This is a genomic window from Ornithinimicrobium ciconiae, assembly GCF_007197575.1.
Lineage (GTDB): Bacteria > Actinomycetota > Actinomycetes > Actinomycetales > Dermatophilaceae > Ornithinicoccus > Ornithinicoccus ciconiae.
Genome location: NZ_CP041616.1, coordinates 2,629,881 through 2,644,410, shown reverse-complemented (window position 1 = coordinate 2,644,410; position 14,530 = coordinate 2,629,881). Strand labels below are relative to the sequence as shown.

At 69.2% G+C, this 14,530-nt stretch carries 15 protein-coding genes and 1 other RNA gene; 10 read left to right on the top strand and 6 right to left on the bottom strand.

Annotation, left to right across the window (positions count from 1 at the left end):
- Nucleotides 1–1,146, top strand: a complete 1,146-nt coding sequence (locus FNH13_RS12120) for a cystathionine gamma-synthase (RefSeq protein ID WP_229576520.1) — start codon at nt 1–3, stop codon at nt 1,144–1,146.
- Nucleotides 1,147–1,466: 320 nt separating this feature from the next.
- On the opposite strand, the gene FNH13_RS12115 is transcribed toward FNH13_RS12120, so the two are convergent.
- A complete protein-coding gene (locus FNH13_RS12115) occupies nt 1,467–2,216 on the bottom strand; it encodes a YaaA family protein (RefSeq protein ID WP_143783653.1) in 750 nt (249 codons plus the stop codon).
- Between FNH13_RS12115 and FNH13_RS12110 the strand changes: the two genes are divergently transcribed.
- Complete coding sequence (locus FNH13_RS12110) at nt 2,217–2,399, top strand: hypothetical protein (RefSeq protein WP_143783652.1); 183 nt, start codon at nt 2,217–2,219, stop codon at nt 2,397–2,399.
- 71 nt (nt 2,400–2,470) lie between these two features.
- A complete protein-coding gene (locus FNH13_RS12105; RefSeq protein WP_143783651.1) occupies nt 2,471–3,907 on the top strand; it encodes an RNB domain-containing ribonuclease in 1,437 nt (478 codons plus the stop codon).
- A gap of 36 nt (nt 3,908–3,943) precedes the next feature.
- Here the strand turns inward: FNH13_RS12105 and FNH13_RS12100 are convergent, their stop codons facing one another.
- The gene (locus FNH13_RS12100) at nt 3,944–4,504 is read right to left on the bottom strand and encodes an NADPH-dependent FMN reductase (RefSeq protein WP_143783650.1); all 561 of its coding nucleotides are present in this window, start codon (nt 4,502–4,504) and stop codon (nt 3,944–3,946) included.
- Between the two features lie 148 nt (nt 4,505–4,652).
- On the opposite strand from FNH13_RS12100, the gene FNH13_RS12095 reads away from it, so the two are divergent.
- The 3 genes from FNH13_RS12095 to rnpB all read left to right on the top strand — a co-directional run bounded on the left by FNH13_RS12095 (nt 4,653) and on the right by rnpB (nt 7,301).
- Nucleotides 4,653–5,351: an alpha/beta fold hydrolase gene (locus FNH13_RS12095; RefSeq protein WP_143783649.1), complete on the top strand. Its 699-nt coding sequence runs from the start codon at nt 4,653–4,655 to the stop codon at nt 5,349–5,351.
- A 91-nt stretch (nt 5,352–5,442) separates the two neighbouring features.
- The gene (locus FNH13_RS12090) at nt 5,443–6,852 is read left to right on the top strand and encodes an MFS transporter (RefSeq protein WP_228266377.1); all 1,410 of its coding nucleotides are present in this window, start codon (nt 5,443–5,445) and stop codon (nt 6,850–6,852) included.
- Nucleotides 6,853–6,918: 66 nt separating this feature from the next.
- An RNA gene (gene rnpB, locus FNH13_RS12085) (RNase P RNA component class A) lies at nt 6,919–7,301 on the top strand.
- 106 nt (nt 7,302–7,407) lie between these two features.
- Here the strand turns inward: rnpB and FNH13_RS12080 are convergent.
- Complete coding sequence (locus tag FNH13_RS12080) at nt 7,408–8,139, bottom strand: tyrosine-protein phosphatase (RefSeq protein ID WP_143783647.1); 732 nt, start codon at nt 8,137–8,139, stop codon at nt 7,408–7,410.
- 65 nt (nt 8,140–8,204) lie between these two features.
- Between FNH13_RS12080 and FNH13_RS12075 the strand changes: the two genes are divergently transcribed.
- From FNH13_RS12075 to FNH13_RS12065, 3 genes are all read left to right on the top strand, one after another.
- Nucleotides 8,205–8,720, top strand: coding sequence for a hypothetical protein (locus tag FNH13_RS12075; protein ID WP_143783646.1), 516 nt, complete (start codon nt 8,205–8,207; stop codon nt 8,718–8,720).
- Between the two features lie 11 nt (nt 8,721–8,731).
- A complete protein-coding gene (locus FNH13_RS12070; protein WP_143783645.1) occupies nt 8,732–9,211 on the top strand; it encodes a DUF421 domain-containing protein in 480 nt (159 codons plus the stop codon).
- A 73-nt stretch (nt 9,212–9,284) separates the two neighbouring features.
- Complete coding sequence (locus FNH13_RS12065; RefSeq protein WP_143783644.1) at nt 9,285–10,391, top strand: VIT1/CCC1 transporter family protein; 1,107 nt, start codon at nt 9,285–9,287, stop codon at nt 10,389–10,391.
- Nucleotides 10,392–10,443: 52 nt separating this feature from the next.
- Here the strand turns inward: FNH13_RS12065 and FNH13_RS12060 are convergent, their stop codons facing one another.
- On the bottom strand, nt 10,444–11,106 hold the full coding sequence (locus FNH13_RS12060) for an MBL fold metallo-hydrolase (protein WP_143783643.1): 663 nt from the start codon (nt 11,104–11,106) through the stop codon (nt 10,444–10,446).
- 118 nt (nt 11,107–11,224) lie between these two features.
- Between FNH13_RS12060 and FNH13_RS12055 the strand changes: the two genes are divergently transcribed.
- Nucleotides 11,225–12,682, top strand: coding sequence for a GuaB1 family IMP dehydrogenase-related protein (locus FNH13_RS12055; RefSeq protein WP_143783642.1), 1,458 nt, complete (start codon nt 11,225–11,227; stop codon nt 12,680–12,682).
- A 146-nt stretch (nt 12,683–12,828) separates the two neighbouring features.
- Here FNH13_RS12055 and ppgK read toward each other — a convergent pair whose 3' ends face one another.
- Nucleotides 12,829–13,599 (bottom strand): polyphosphate--glucose phosphotransferase, encoded by a 771-nt coding sequence (gene ppgK, locus FNH13_RS12050; RefSeq protein WP_143783641.1) that lies wholly within the window; start codon nt 13,597–13,599, stop codon nt 12,829–12,831.
- A gap of 51 nt (nt 13,600–13,650) precedes the next feature.
- A complete protein-coding gene (map, locus tag FNH13_RS12045) occupies nt 13,651–14,514 on the bottom strand; it encodes a type I methionyl aminopeptidase (RefSeq protein ID WP_143783640.1) in 864 nt (287 codons plus the stop codon).
- Between the last annotated feature and the right edge of the window lie 16 nt (nt 14,515–14,530).

The window sequence follows — 14,530 nt, the reverse complement described above, 5'->3', positions numbered from 1 at the left end:
GTGACCGGATTCTCCACCCGTGCCATCCACACCGGCCAGGCGTTCGACCCGACCACCGGGGCGGTGATCCCTCCGGTCTACCAGACCTCGACCTTCGTCCAGGAGCACATCGGGGGCCTGCGCAACGGCTACGAGTACGCCCGTGGCACCAACCCCACGCGCGACGCACTGCAGGAGCTCATCGCCGACCTCGAGGGCGGCGTGCAGGGACTGTCCTTCGCCTCCGGTCTGGCTGCCGAGGACGCGACCTTCCGCGCGCTGCTGAGCGCCGGCGACCACGTCCTGATGGGCAACGACGTCTATGGCGGCACCCACCGTCTCGTCAACCGGATCCTCAAGCCGTGGGGCCTGGACCTGAGCACCGCGGAGATGAGTGACCTCGATGCGGTGCGGGCCGGCATACGTCCGGAGACGAAGATGCTCTGGCTGGAGACGCCCAGCAACCCGCTGATGAAGATCACCGACATCGAGGCCCTCGCGGCGCTGGGCCACGAGCACGGCCTGGTCGTCGTGGTCGACAACACCTTCGCCTCACCCGCTCTGCAGACCCCGATCAGCCTCGGCGCCGACATCGTGGTGCACTCGGCGACCAAGTACCTGGGCGGCCACTCCGACGTCCTCGGCGGCGTCGTGGTCACCGCGAGCGAGGAGCACGCCGAGAAGATCCAGTTCCTGCAATTCGCGGCCGGTGGGGTGTCCGCTCCCTGGGAGGTCTTCCTGACGATCCGCGGCATCAAGACTCTCGCGCTGCGGATGGAGAAGCACAGCAGCAACGCGGCCACGATCGCGCAGGCGCTGGTGGGGCACCCGGCGGTGGAGCGGGTCTACTACCCGGGCCTGCCCGACCACCCCGGCCACGAGATCGCCGCGAAGCAGATGAGCGCCTTCGGCGGCATGGTCTCCCTCGGGCTGGCGGGTGGCGCGGGCGCGGCCCGGCAGTTCGCCGAGTCGATGTCGGTCTTCCAGCTCGCCGAGAGCCTCGGTGGTGTGGAGTCGCTGGTCAACTATCCGGCCGAGATGACCCATGCCTCCGTGCGTGGCACCGAGCTCGAGGTGCCGGACAACATCATCCGGCTCTCGGTCGGCATCGAGGACGAGGCCGACCTGGTCGCGGACGTGCAGCAGGCGCTCGAGCGCCTGGGCTGAGATCCGCTCACCCGCTCACCAGCTCACCCGCCCGTGGCTGGGCACGCTTGTCGGCTCGGTGCGACGGATATAGCCGTGACACAGCCGGGGTAAGCATGCCCAGGTATGGGGCGCTGGGGCTGGGCACGCTTGTCGGCTCGGTGCGACGGATATAGCCGTGACACAGCGGCGCTAAGCGTGCCCAGTTTCGGTGGTGGGGCTGGGCACGCTTGTCGGCTCGGTGTGACGGTTATAGCCGTGACACAGCCGGGGTAAGCGTGCCCAGGTTCGGTGGTGGGGCCCAGGTTCGCTGGTGGGGTGTCGGGCCAGCGGGTGGGCCGTCAGGCGGGTGGGTGCACGTCGAGGATCCAGGGCTTGGTCGCGCCGGACGGCTCGTGCAGCTCGACCCGGAACGTCTCGGCGAGCACCTCAGCGAGTCCGGCGGGCGTGCGCGGGTCCTGGTCGATCTGGCACAGGGCTCGGGTGACCAGCCCGCGGGTGTGCTTGGCCATGTGTGTCGCCCCCGGCACGCGGATCTGGACCCAGCGCCGAGCGAGGTCGCCCTGCGGGACCCATGCTGCGGCATACGTGCTGGAGCGGCAGTCGATGATCAGACCGCGACCGACAAGGCCAGGCAGCGTCTTGGCCAGCGGGCTGCGCCAGTGCCCCGCCAGTGGTCCGGTGCCCGGCAGGTTGACCGCCATCGACAGCCGATAGGGCGGCACGTGGTCGGTCAGTCGCAGTGCGCCGAACAGCGCGGAGACAACCAGGACGCGGCGGTTCGCGCGGCGGCGGGCGGCGGTGTCCAGCGACGTGAGATCGAGGGCGTCATAGAGCACGCCGGTGTAGAGCTCTGCCACCGGCACCGAGGGGGCCGTCGTCAGCCGGGTGTTGCGGGCGATCTCCTCGGTCAGGTTGGGGCTGACACCGAGCGTGGCCGCGGCGTCAGGTCGAGCGCTCGTCTCGGCGAGCGCAGCCACGACCTCGGCGCGGTATGCCGTGAGCTCGGGGACCGAGAGCCGGTCCAGGTCGAGGGCCCGCCCGCGGGCACGACCGGTCTTGGACTCCGACGGGGGGAGCAGGATCAGCACGTGAGCAGGGTAGACGACGCGCGCCGCCGGTCCAGCCCAGTGGTCACCGAGCGTCGGCACATCTGGGGCGAGCGTCGGCACATCTGGGGCGAGCGTCGGCACATCTGGGGTGACATCTTCGATGGCGAGCTGACTGCCGAGTTCGACGAGCCGGTGGATGACTGTGCTCCGTGTCTCTCATGAGTTGCTGCTGGACACACTTCGGCCAGGCTTGCCTGCGCGGTGTCAGACCAGTTCTGCTTAGGGTGACAGTTATGGCGCAGCGAGCAACGACGATCCGGGACAACCGCACCGACGGCAACGGCACCGAGCTGGAGGCGGCCTTCGCCGACATCCGGACCCGCATGGAAGTCCGGCAGGAGTTTCCGGAGGCCGCGCTCGCGGAGGCCCGTGCGGCAGCAGAGAACCCACAGTTGCCCGAGCGGGATGAGACGTCCCTCCCGTTCATCACCATCGACCCGCCCGGCTCGATGGACCTGGACCAGGCGATGCACATCGAGCGCGACGGGCAGGGCTATCGCATCCGCTACGCCATCGCTGACGTCCCGGCCTTCGTCCAGCCCGGCGGTGCCCTGGACACCGAGGTGCGGCTACGCGGTCAGACGATCTACTGCCCGGACACGCGGGTCCCGTTGCACCCCACCGAGATCAGCGAGGGAGCAGCCAGCCTGCTCCCGGAGACGGCCCGTCCGGCATACGTCTGGGACATGCGGCTGACGGCGGAAGGGGTGCGCGACTCGGCCGAACTCTATCGAGCGATGGTGCGCTCGGTGCGGCGCTACACCTATGAGGAGGTGCAGGGCCTCATCGACGGCGGGGAGGCCGAGGAGACGCTGCAACTGCTCAAGGAGGTCGGCGAGCACCGGATCCGGCGCGAGTCCGAGCGGGGCGGGGCCAGCCTGCCGATGCCCGAGCAGGAGGTGCACCTCGAGGAGGATGGGCACTACACCTTGCAGTTCCGGCCGCTGCTGCCGGTGGAGGACTGGAACGCCCAGATCAGCTTGCTGACCGGGATCGTGGCGGCCGAGATCATGCTGGAGGGCAAGGTCGGGATCCTGCGCACCATGCCGCCGGCGCAGCAGCGCGACGTCGACCGGTTCCGCCGTCAGGTGAGGGCGCTCGGGGTGACCTGGCCCAAGGGCATGGCCTATGGCGACTTCCTGCGCACCCTGGACCGTGAGGACCCCCGGCACCTGGCGGTCATCCACGACGCGACGGCGCTGTTCCGCGGGGCTGGCTACGAAGCCTTCGACGGCGAGATCCCTGAGTACACGGAACAGGCAGCGATCGCCGCGTCCTACACCCACGTCACCGCACCGCTGCGTCGGCTCATCGACCGGTTCGTGCTGGTCGTGTGTGAGTCGCTGACCCAGGGCTCGCAGATCCCCGACTGGGTCCGGGAGGCGCTGCCGACGCTGCCCGACATCATGAACGAGTCGGGACGGCTGGCCAAGGGTGTTGAGCGGGCCTGCACCGACGCCACTGAGGCGGCAGTCCTGGCCCACCGGGTCGGCGAGCAGTTCGACGCGGTCGTCGTCGATGACGCGGGCAAGAAGGGCTGGCAGGTGCAGCTGACCGACCCGGCCGTCAACGCCCTCGCCGAGGGGAAGGCCGACCTGGGCAGCGAGGTCCGCGTCGAGCTCGTCGAGGCGGACATCGCCAGCCAGCAGGTGCGCTTCCGCATCGTGTGAGGGGGACGCAGACCCGTCGACCGGTCGGCCTGGCTCTCAGCTGCGCAGCGTCGCCAGCGCCGTCGTGGCGGCCTCCAACGAGTCGAACAGGTCAGCCGCCTCGTCGGCGTTGCGGTCGGCCGGGGTGAAGGTCTCCCCGTCGAACTCGCTAAAGGTGCTCAGTGCCACCTGGGCCCGGATGTCATACATGTCGGCGTTCGCCACGACCGGGCGCCAGGCCTCGACCGCGCGCGAGCCGGACATCGCGCCGTAGGAGACGAACGCCACCGCCTTCTTGACCCACTCCGGATAGATCACATCGAAGGCGTTCTTGAAGCCTCCCGGCACGCCGTGGTTGTACTCCGGGGTGACGAAGATGAACCCGTCATAACCATCGATCTTCTGGCCCCAGCGGGTGACCCGCTCGTCGTCATACTGCCGGTTCGCGGCTCCGGGCACGGTCGCCGAGGTGAGCACGGGCAGGTCGAACTGGCGCAGGTCGACGAGCTCGTAGGTCATGTCGGTGTCCCGGGACTGCGCCAGCTTGCTGAGCCAGCTGCCCACGTCGTCGCCCTTGCGGTCGTCGCGGACCGATCCGATGATGATGCCGATCTTCATGCTTCTCCTCCGGTGGTGGATAGGCCCTCATCCTGCCTGAGGTCGCGCCCGGCAGCGCGCCGGGGAGCAGGACGTGGATCGTCCGCAATGCGTTCTATCGTGGGCACGTCGCGGGCGAGGCCCCGGTTGTCGAGCACAGGAGGCAGACATGGACGTGATCCTGCTGGGTGGGCTGTGGCTCACCCCGGACGTATGGCGTGAGGTCGCCGAGGGCATCTCGGCGCGGGGGCACCGGGCGGTTCCGGTGGCGCTGCCGGGGCAGGGGGACGGCAACGAGGCGGCGACCCTGGCAGACCAGCTGGCGGCCGCGGTGACAGCGGTGGATGCTGCAGAGGGCAGGGCACTGGTGGTGGGTCACTCCGCCGCCAGCACGCTGGCGTGGCTGGCGGCTGACCGCCGTCCGGAGCAGGTCGCCGGCGTCGGCCTGATCGGTGGCTTCCCGAGCAGTGACGGCTCCGCCTATGCCGACTTCTTCGAGCCCGTGGACGGGCTGATGGACTTCCCGGGGTGGGCGCCCTTTGAGGGGCCGGACTCCGTCGACCTCGACGAGAGCACCCGTGCGGCCATGGAGACCGCCATGGTCCCCGTCCCGGTCGGGGTGAGCCGAGGGATCGTGGAGTATGCCGACCCGCGCCGGACCACTGTGCCGGTCACCCTGATCTGTCCCGAGTTCGGTCCCGACGACGCCCGGGAGTGGATCGCCGCCGGAGACGTGCCGGAGCTGTCGGCCGTCGACGCGCTCGACTATGTCGACATCGACAGCGGCCACTGGCCGATGGTCAGCGCGCCCCAGGCGCTGGCGACGATCATCGCGGACCTGGCCGATCGGCATACCGCCACCGGTTGAGCACCGGGTGCGGTGGGCGAACTGGTGTCGCCGGGGTGAACTCGGCGGGTTCAGCGCCGGTTTCGGGGCGCGGGGCAATACGGTCGGTGCTGTGACTGTGCACGATGACACCTCAGGGTCTGGTCCCGGCGGCGTGGGACCGGTCGATCCGACAGCCGGTCAGTCCCTTGACCCCGACGAGGTCACCACCGCCCTCGGTGCGAGCGAGGGTGCCTCCAAGGGCAAGGTCACGGCGTGGGCCCTGTGGGACTGGGGTGCGCAGCCGTGGAACACCGTCATCACGACCTTCGTGTTCGCGGTCTATCTGACCAGCGACAGCTTTGGCTCGACCAACCACACTTCCCAGATGCTGGCCTGGTCGACCGCCATCGCGGGGCTCTTTGTCGCGCTGCTGGCACCGGTCCTCGGACAGAACTCCGACCGCTCCGGTCGCACGGTGCGCAACCTGCGCTGGCAGACCTGGCTCCTGGCGGCCCTCGCGGCCAGCCTGTTCTTCGTCAAGGCCGACCCCGGCTATCTCCTCCTCGGCCTGGTGCTGCTGGGTGTCGGCTCGGTGGTCTCTGAGATCGCCGGGGTCAACTACAACGCCACGATCGAGCAGGTGGCCACCACCAAGAACATCGGCCGGGTGTCCGGCTACGGCTGGGGCTTCGGCTATCTGGGCGGCATCGTGGCGCTGCTGGCGATGTACTTCCTGTTCATCCAGCCCGAGGTCGGCCTGTTCGGCGTCACGGGTGAGGACGGTCTGGACATCCGCGTCTCGATGCTGCTGTGCGGGGTCTGGATCGCGCTGTTCACGATCCCGGCGCTGGTCAAGCTCAAGGACCGTCCGGTGGAGCGCGCCCCGCGGGTGGGCATCATCGACTCCTACCGGCTGCTCTTTGGGACCATCCGTCGGCTGTGGAAGACCTCCCGTCACACCGTCTGGTTCCTGCTCGCCTCAGCGCTCTTCCGGGACGGACTGGCTGGCGTCTTTGCGTTCGGTGCCGTCTTGGCGGCCGGGACCTTCGGCATGAGCGCCGGTGAGGTCATCATCTTTGGCGCTGCGGCAAACATCGTGGCCGGCGTCGCGACGATCTCCTTCGGCCTGCTGGATGACCGGATCGGACCCAAGAAGGTCATCCTGCTCTCGCTCGTGGCACTGGTGATCCTGGGCCTGCTGATCTTCTTCCTCCATGACGGTGGCAAGACCGTCTTCTGGGTGCTTGGCCTGGGCCTGACCGTCTTTGTGGGGCCGGCGCAGGCCGCGTCCCGGTCGTTCCTGGCGCGGCTCATCCCCGAGGGCAAGAGCGGGGAGATCTTCGGCCTGTATGCCACCACCGGCCGGGTGGTGTCCTTCCTCTCCCCGGCCGCCTTCGGTGTCGGGATCTGGCTCGGCGCACGACTCACGGGCCAGGAGAACACGCAGTACTGGGGCATCCTCGGCATCGTGCTCATCCTGGCCGCCGGTGCGCTGGCGATGCTGCCGGTCAAGGAGCACACCGACCACCGCATCGGGTGACTGTCCCTGCGGACCCGGGCGATCGGCATACGGCCCTGTCGTGAGCCCGTAGACTGAGCCGGTGGATGAGTCGGTCAGGCGGCCGCGTCGAGCCCTCCGGGGACTCGCCGAGGAACGTCCGGGCTCCACAGGGCACGGTGGTGGCTAACAGCCACCCGGGGTGACCCGCGGGACAGTGCCACAGAAAGTAGACCGCCTCCGGCTCCGGCCGGAGGTCAGGGTGAAAGGGTGGTGTAAGAGACCACCAGCGTGCCGGGTGACCGGCGCGGCTAGGTAAACCCCACCGGGAGCAAGGTCAGACAGCACGCGTTCGAGGGCGGCCCGCCCGAGCGTGCGGGTAGACCGCTAGAGGTGGCCGGCAACGGTCACCCGAGATGGATGGTCGCCACCGTCGCAGTGCCGGCAACGGCGCGGCGGGACAGGACCCGGCGTATCGACCGACTCATCCACCACGAGCGCTCTAACCTGCGGTGGAACTGTCCGCGGCCGTGTCCTGTCCGCACGCAGTCCTTACCCGGGCAGTCCTCACCCGTGCAGTGCTCACCCGTGCAGTGCTCACCCGGGCAGGAGTCGCTCCCGCAGGAGGGCGACCGTGCTGTCCTCGATCCCCGCCGCGCGCAGGTAGTCCTGCGTGCCGCCATACTCCGTCGTGAGCCAGTCGAAGGTCTCACGCAGGACGGGCTCGGGGGAGTGGGCCAGCACCTCGAGCAGGGTCTCGGTGATCGGCACGCGGAACCGCCGCACCTTGCGCAGCATCGCCTCGGTCCAGTCGCCGGCCAGGTTGCCCTGGCTGGCGGCATAGTCGGCGGCCACAACATGGTCGTCGACTCCCACCGCCCGCAGCACGAGCGCCACGACCAAACCGGTGCGGTCCTTGCCCGCGGTGCAGTGCACGACCACCGGACCGTCAGCCTGCGCGATCGCTCGGATCGCGGTGGCGAGCTCGTCCCGGTGCTGGGACAGGATCGTGCGATAGACCCCGCGCAGGTCGATCGTCGCGGGGTAGGTGCGCGGGGAGGCACCCAGGATCGGGATGGACAATCGCTCGGCGCCCGTGCCGCGGAGCCGGTCGCGACCGCCGAGGCGACGGTCGAAGTCGGACCGCAGGTCGATGACCAGCCGGATCCCCAGGTCTGCGAGGGCCCGGCGGCCCTCACGCGTGAGGCGGTGCAGCCCGTCGGAACGATAGAGCTGCCCCGGGCGGAGCGCGCCCGGTGCGACCTCACGGAAGTTGTAGGTCCGCGGGATGTCGAGGGGCCCACCACCAGGGACCGGCGAGGGGCTCATGGAGGGGAACCCTAGAGCATGCCATCGAGTGGCAGGACCTCGCGGAGACGTGTAAACACGGTGGCATGTCGATTGTGTCCACCCTCGAGGACGTGCCGGAGGCAGGCGCCCGCCGCTCCCTGCTCTGGCGGCGCGTCGGAGTGGTGGTCCTCACGCTCCTGGTGGTGGGAGGTCTCTTCGGGTTTTTCGGAGACCGACTGGGTGTGGTGGAGGGGGACAGCGGAGAGTCGATCCACCTGGCGGTGACCTATCCGTCGGTCACCCGCCCCGGTCAGGATGTGGAGTTCGAGATCGAGGTCTCCGACCCGGCCGGGCTGGACCCGGAGGTCACGCTCGCGATCAACCCCGAGTATCTCGGCCTCTATGAGACGCAGGGGTGGTATCCCGAGCCGTCGGACCAGTCCCGGGACGGTGAGTGGCTCTACATGACGTTCGCGACGGAGGGGCGCACCACCATGGTCATCGGGTTCGACGCCTACATCCAGCCCGACCAGGTGCGTGGGCGCGAGGGCCGGGTCGCGGTCGTGGAGGATGACGTGCCGGGCCGACCCGTGACCTTCAAGACAACTCTCTTCCCCTGATCGGAGGCCCGATGGAGATCGTCGTCAGAGCGGCTCTGATGTTCTTGTTCCTGTGGCTCGTGACCAGGGTCGTGGGTCGCTCGACCCTGGGCGAGCTCAGCTCGTTCCAGCTGATCCTGTTCATCACGATGGGTGACCTGGTGGGGCAGGCTGTCGTGCAGCAGGACTACTCGTTCACCGCGGGCGCGCTGGCGGTCGGCACCTTTGCCGTGCTGACCCTCTTCCTGGCCTGGATCAACTCACGCTGGCGTGGTCCCGCCCGCTTCACGCACGGGGTGCCGGTGATCGTCGTCAAGGACGGGGAGCCGCTGCTCGACATCATGCGGCGTGAGCGGCTCGGCGTGGACGACCTGCTGGCGGCCTCGCGCGGCCAGGGCATTGAGCGGGTCGGCGACATCCAGGTGGCTGTGCTGGAGGCCAACGGGCAGCTGTCCTTCTTCACCGGCGACGGTGGGAGTTCAGGGGCTCAGGAACAGCCGTCGGTGGGCTGAGACAGCGTAGGCTGGGCGGCTGGTCAGCGACGACCGGGCGACGCGCACCGACGGCACTACCGGTAGGAGAAGCATGAGCAGCGGCATCAAGCCGACACCGCAGGAGGCCCGTCGCTGGCGGCGCTACCTCGCGGACGAGCGGGCCGAGGCTCAGGTCTATCGGTCCCTGGCCGAGCGCAAGCAGGGCGAGGAGCGCGAGATCCTGCTGGGTCTGGCAGAGGCCGAGAAGCGGCACGAGGCGCACTGGGTGGAGTTGCTGGGCGACGAGGTCGGCAAGCCGGTCTCGCCGGGACTGCGCAACCGTGTCCTCGGCGTGCTGGCCCGGCGATTCGGCTCCGTCTTTGTGCTCGCCCTCGCGCAGAGCGCCGAGTCCCGCACTCCCTACTTCGCGGACGCTGCGGCGACGCCACAGATGGCCGCCGACGAGATGATCCACGAGGAGGTGCTGCGCGGACTGGCCGCCCGGGGTCGGGCCCACATGTCCGGCAACTTCCGTGCCGCCGTCTTCGGTGCCAATGACGGCCTGGTCTCCAACCTGGCCCTCGTGATGGGCATGGCCGGCACCGGCGCCGGGAGCGGCGTCGTGCTGGCCGCCGGCATCGCCGGGCTGCTCGCCGGCGCCATGTCGATGGGGGCCGGCGAGTTCATCTCGGTCCGCTCCGCACGGGAACTGCTCGCGGCCTCGCACCCCAGCGCCGACGCCAGGGCCGCAGTGCCCGAGCTCGACCTGGAGGAGAACGAGCTCACCCTCGTCTATCGCTCGCGTGGCATGGCCGATGCTGAGGCCAGGGCCAAGGCGCACGAGGTGATGAGCAGCGTCCACGGCCATCCCGAGCGGCACGTCCCCGAGGGAGCCATGCCGACCGCTGCGGTCGATGTCGATCGGGACGAGGCCATCGGCAGTGCCTGGGGTGCCGCGTCGTCCAGCTTCTGCTTCTTTGCCAGCGGGGCCCTGATCCCGATCCTGCCCTTCCTGTTCGGTATGACGGGCTATTCGGCGCTCCTCGTCGCGGCGGTCCTCGTGGGGCTTGCCCTGATGATCACCGGCAGCGTGGTGGGCCTGCTGTCCGGTGCCTCGCCCCTGCGACGGGCTCTGCGCCAGTTGGTGATCGGCTATGGCGCTGCCGCGATCACCTATGTGCTGGGACTCGCCTTCGGAGCGAGCGGGCTCGTCGGCTAACTGCCACCGGCCTGGCGGTTCGCTGCAGCTGGGCCTAGCGGCTCGCTGCGGGCTAGAAGGTCGTTGCGCCCGTGCCGCGCAGGTCGAGCACCTCGACACCGCCGTCGGCACCGAAGGTGGCGATGTGACCGAGATACACCGACCGGCCGGTGTCGTTGAGCAGACCGTCGTGGATCGGGACCACCCGCGTCGGGGCCAGGCGGCGCACGAAGGTGACGGTGTCACCGATCCGCGCCCACGGAGCACTCACCGGGACGAGCAGGACGTCGACCGGCCCGGGCTCCGCGTCCAGGGCATCGCCGGGATGGAAGACGGTCGGCTCGCCGTCAGCGCGCACCACCAGGCCGGTGTTGTCGATCCGCGGCACGAAATCGTGGATGAACGCGTGCCGTTGCCCGACGGTCTCCACACTCACGGCGCCGAGGTCGACCGTGGTGCCTGTCGGCATACCCTCCAGCCGGTCGCGGTGGCTCCCTGCCGCCTCGGCGAGGCTGTCCGCAGTCTGCGGCTCGAGGAGCACGCGGGCCTGCGGGTTGTCGTCGAGCAGCGACGCGAGCTGCGCCGGGTCGACATGGTCAGGGTGCTGGTGGGTGACCAGGATGGCCGTCAGGTCGCGCACGTCGGCGAAGTCACTGAAGTTGCCCGGGTCGATCAGGATGCGCTGGTCGGCCACCTCGAGCAGCACGCACGAGTGGCCCAGGTGGGTGATCTGCATCCCTCTACCGTAGGCCGTTCCGCCTGCCCGCGCCTGAACGGGGTGTCGGAGCAGGTGGTGGCGGGGCGCCGCGGGCCGCGGAGGGGAAGTGAGTGCGTGGGCGACGTAGGCTGCGGGCGTGGAATTTCTGGGAGGCATGCAACCTCAGCACGACCTGACCTACAACGACGTCTTCATGGTCCCGTCGCGGTCCTCGGTGACCTCGCGGATGGACGTGGACCTGACCACGCCGGACGGGGTGGGCACGACGGTCCCGATCGTCGTGTCCAACATGACTGCGGTCTCTGGCAAGCGGATGGCCGAGACGGTGGCGCGGCGGGGAGCTGTCGCGGTGCTGCCCCAGGACATCCCGGTCGAGGCGATCGAGCAGACCGTCACCGCGGTCAAGGCCGCCCACCCGGTCTATGAGACCCCGATCATGGTCGAGCCGGGGTCGCCCGTGGCGCAGGTGCTCTCCGTGCTGGGCAAGCGGGCCCACCACGCTGCCCTGGTGGTCCAGCACAGGCGAGCGCTGGGCATCGTCACCGAGCAGGACTGCACGGGTGTCGACCGGTTCGCCCAGGTCAAGGATGTCATGCAGGAGCCGGAGGTTGTCGTGCCCGAGGGCACCGACGTCCGTGAGGCATTTGATCTGCTGGACAGCCAACACATCGATCTCGCGCCCGTCGTGGCGGGAGACACGCTGCGTGGGGTGGTGACCCGGCGCGGTCTCCTGCGCTCGGCGATCTACACCCCCGCCCTGGACAGTCACGGGCAGTTGCGCATCGGAGCTGCGGTCGGCATCAACGGGGACGTGCGTGCCCGGGCCGAGGCGATCCTGGGATTCGGCGTCGACGTGCTCGTGGTGGACACGGCCCACGGCCACCAGGAGAAGATGCTCGAGGCGCTGCCTGCTGTGCTGCAGGCCCGCGACGCCCACGAGGCGGCGACCGGCCTGCGGGTGCCTCTCGTGGCCGGCAACGTCGTCTCTGCGGACGGTGCTCGTGACCTGGCGCAGGCCGGCGCCGACATCATCAAGGTCGGGGTGGGTCCCGGTGCGATGTGCACGACGCGGATGATGACCGGCGTGGGGCGTCCTCAGTTCTCTGCGGTGCTCGAGTGCGCGGCGGCGGCCACGGATGCCGGGGCGCAGGTCTGGGCCGACGGCGGGGTGAAGTATCCCCGTGACGTCGCGCTCGCCCTCGCGGCCGGAGCGTCCAGCGTGATGATCGGCTCCTGGTTCGCCGGCACCTATGAGAGCCCGGGCGACCTGCAGCGGGACGGCACGGACCGGCTCTACAAGGAGAGCTTCGGGATGGCCTCGGCGCGTGCGGTCAGCAACCGGACCAAGGACCGCTCGGCCTTCGACCGGGCGCGGCTGGCGCTCTTCGAGGAGGGCATCTCCAGCTCGCGGATGTATCTGGACCCCGACCGTCCCGGCGTCGAGGACGTGCTCGACCAGATCATCTCCGGAGTCCGCTCGGCCTTCACCTATGCCGGTGCCGACACCATCGGGCAGTTCCACTCCCGCGCGGTGGTGGGCATCCAGGGCGCGGCGGGCTACGACGAGGGGCGCCCCCGGCATACGTCCTGGTAGAGCAATTTTGGTAGTGGTTTCGTCGGTGGTTCCCGCATTTTGGTAGTGGTTTCGACGCCGAACGGGCGTGCAGACGCCAGGAAAAATGCGGGCTGCGTGCGAGCTACGAAACCTCTCTCAAAATGCGGGGTCGGAGGACGAAACCACTATGAAAATTGGGAGGCCTGCCACGCCGCGCCGATGATGCCGGCGTCGTTGCGCAGTTGTGCGGGCACGATCTCGGTGCGCAGGTCCAGCAGCGGCAGGAACTTGTCGGCCTTCTTGGAGACACCGCCACCGACGATGATCAGATCGGGCCAGAACAGGTCCTCCACGTGGCGGTAGAAGTCCTGCAGCCGCTCGGCCCACTCCTCCCAGGACAGGTCCTTGTCCTCGCGGACGCTGGAGGCGGCGCGGTCCTCGGCCTCCTTGCCGTCCAGCTCGAGGTGGCCCAACTCGGTGTTCGGCACCAGTTGACCGTTGAGGAAGAGCGCCGAACCGATGCCGGTGCCGAGCGTGGTCATCAGCACGACACCGGCACGGTCCTGGCCGGCCCCGAAGTGCATCTCGGCCTGGCCGGCGGCGTCCGCATCGTTCATCACCAGCACCGGACGGCCCAGCACCTTGGTGAATAGCTTGTCGGCGTCGGTGTCGATCCACGAGTCGTCGATGTTGGCCGCGCTCTTGGTGACCCCGTGATGCACGACGGCCGGGACGGTGACACCGACGGGGGAGTCCTTGCCGAGCTCGTCCGCGAAATCGTCCGCGATCTGGGCGACGATCTCCGCGACGTCCTCGGGCTTGGCCTTCTTGGGGGTGTCGATGCGGACCCGTTCGGCCGCGAACTCACCCTTGGCCAGGTCGACCGGCGCGCCCTTGATGCCGCTGCCGCCGATGTCGATGCCCAGGATCAGACCCTTGCCGGTCGCTGTGCTCATGCGTGTCTCCTCATCGGTTGTGGACAGTGGCACGGTAGTCGCTTGACTGCCTCAGGGCAGGGTCAGGATCTCGTTGCCCGTCTCGGTGATCAGGATCATGTGCTCGAACTGCGCGGACCGGCGCAGGTCGGCGGTGACCACTGTCCAACCGTCCTCCCACTCGGTCCAGTCGGGCGTGCCCAGGTTGAGCATCGGCTCGATGGTGAAGGTCATGCCCGGCTCGATGAGCTGGGAGTACTCCGGGGCCGCGTCGTAGTGCGGGATGACCAGCCCGGAGTGGAAGCTCTCGCCGATCCCGTGACCGGTGTAGTCGCGCACCACGCCGTAGCCGAAGCGCTTGGCATAGGACTCGATGACCCGCCCGATGACGTTGATCGGCCGCCCCGGCAGGGCCGCCTTGATGGCCCGACGCAGCGACTCCTCGGTGCGCTCGACGAGCAGGCGGGACTCCTCGTCGACATCGCCGACCAGGAAGGTCGCGTTGTTGTCACCGTGCACCCCGTGGATGTATGCCGTCACGTCCACATTGACGATGTCACCTTCCTCGAGGGGTCGGGAGTCGGGGATGCCGTGGCAGATCACCTCATTGACCGAGGTGCACAGGGACTTGGGGAAGCCGCGGTAGCCCAGGGTTGAGGGGTAGGCCCCGTGGTCGAGCATGAACTCGTGACCGATCCGGTCGAGCTCGTCGGTGGTCACGCCGGGGGCGACCGCCCTGCCGACCTCCGCCAGGGTCTGGGCTCCGAGTCGGCCCGCCAGACGCATCCGCTCGATGGTCTCGGCGGTCTTGACCTCCGATCCGGTGAACTTCGCCGGGGCCGGGCGGTCGACATACTCCGGTCGGGTGATGGAGGCGGGGACGGCGCGGCGCGGGGAGACCCGTCCGGGGGCAACGGTTGCGGTAGTGCTCGGCATACGGTGGAGTCTAGGC

Coding starts and splice junctions, on each gene's coding strand:
- FNH13_RS12105 (WP_143783651.1), top strand. CDS start 2,471: ATGGCGCAGCGAGCAACGACGATCCGGGACAACCGCACCGACGGCAAC.
- FNH13_RS12100 (WP_143783650.1), bottom strand. CDS start 4,504: ATGAAGATCGGCATCATCATCGGATCGGTCCGCGACGACCGCAAGGGC.
- FNH13_RS12095 (WP_143783649.1), top strand. CDS start 4,653: ATGGACGTGATCCTGCTGGGTGGGCTGTGGCTCACCCCGGACGTATGG.
- FNH13_RS12080 (WP_143783647.1), bottom strand. CDS start 8,139: ATGAGCCCCTCGCCGGTCCCTGGTGGTGGGCCCCTCGACATCCCGCGG.
- FNH13_RS12075 (WP_143783646.1), top strand. CDS start 8,205: ATGTCGATTGTGTCCACCCTCGAGGACGTGCCGGAGGCAGGCGCCCGC.
- FNH13_RS12070 (WP_143783645.1), top strand. CDS start 8,732: ATGGAGATCGTCGTCAGAGCGGCTCTGATGTTCTTGTTCCTGTGGCTC.
- FNH13_RS12065 (WP_143783644.1), top strand. CDS start 9,285: ATGAGCAGCGGCATCAAGCCGACACCGCAGGAGGCCCGTCGCTGGCGG.
- FNH13_RS12060 (WP_143783643.1), bottom strand. CDS start 11,106: ATGCAGATCACCCACCTGGGCCACTCGTGCGTGCTGCTCGAGGTGGCC.
- ppgK (WP_143783641.1), bottom strand. CDS start 13,599: ATGAGCACAGCGACCGGCAAGGGTCTGATCCTGGGCATCGACATCGGC.
- map (WP_143783640.1), bottom strand. CDS start 14,514: ATGCCGAGCACTACCGCAACCGTTGCCCCCGGACGGGTCTCCCCGCGC.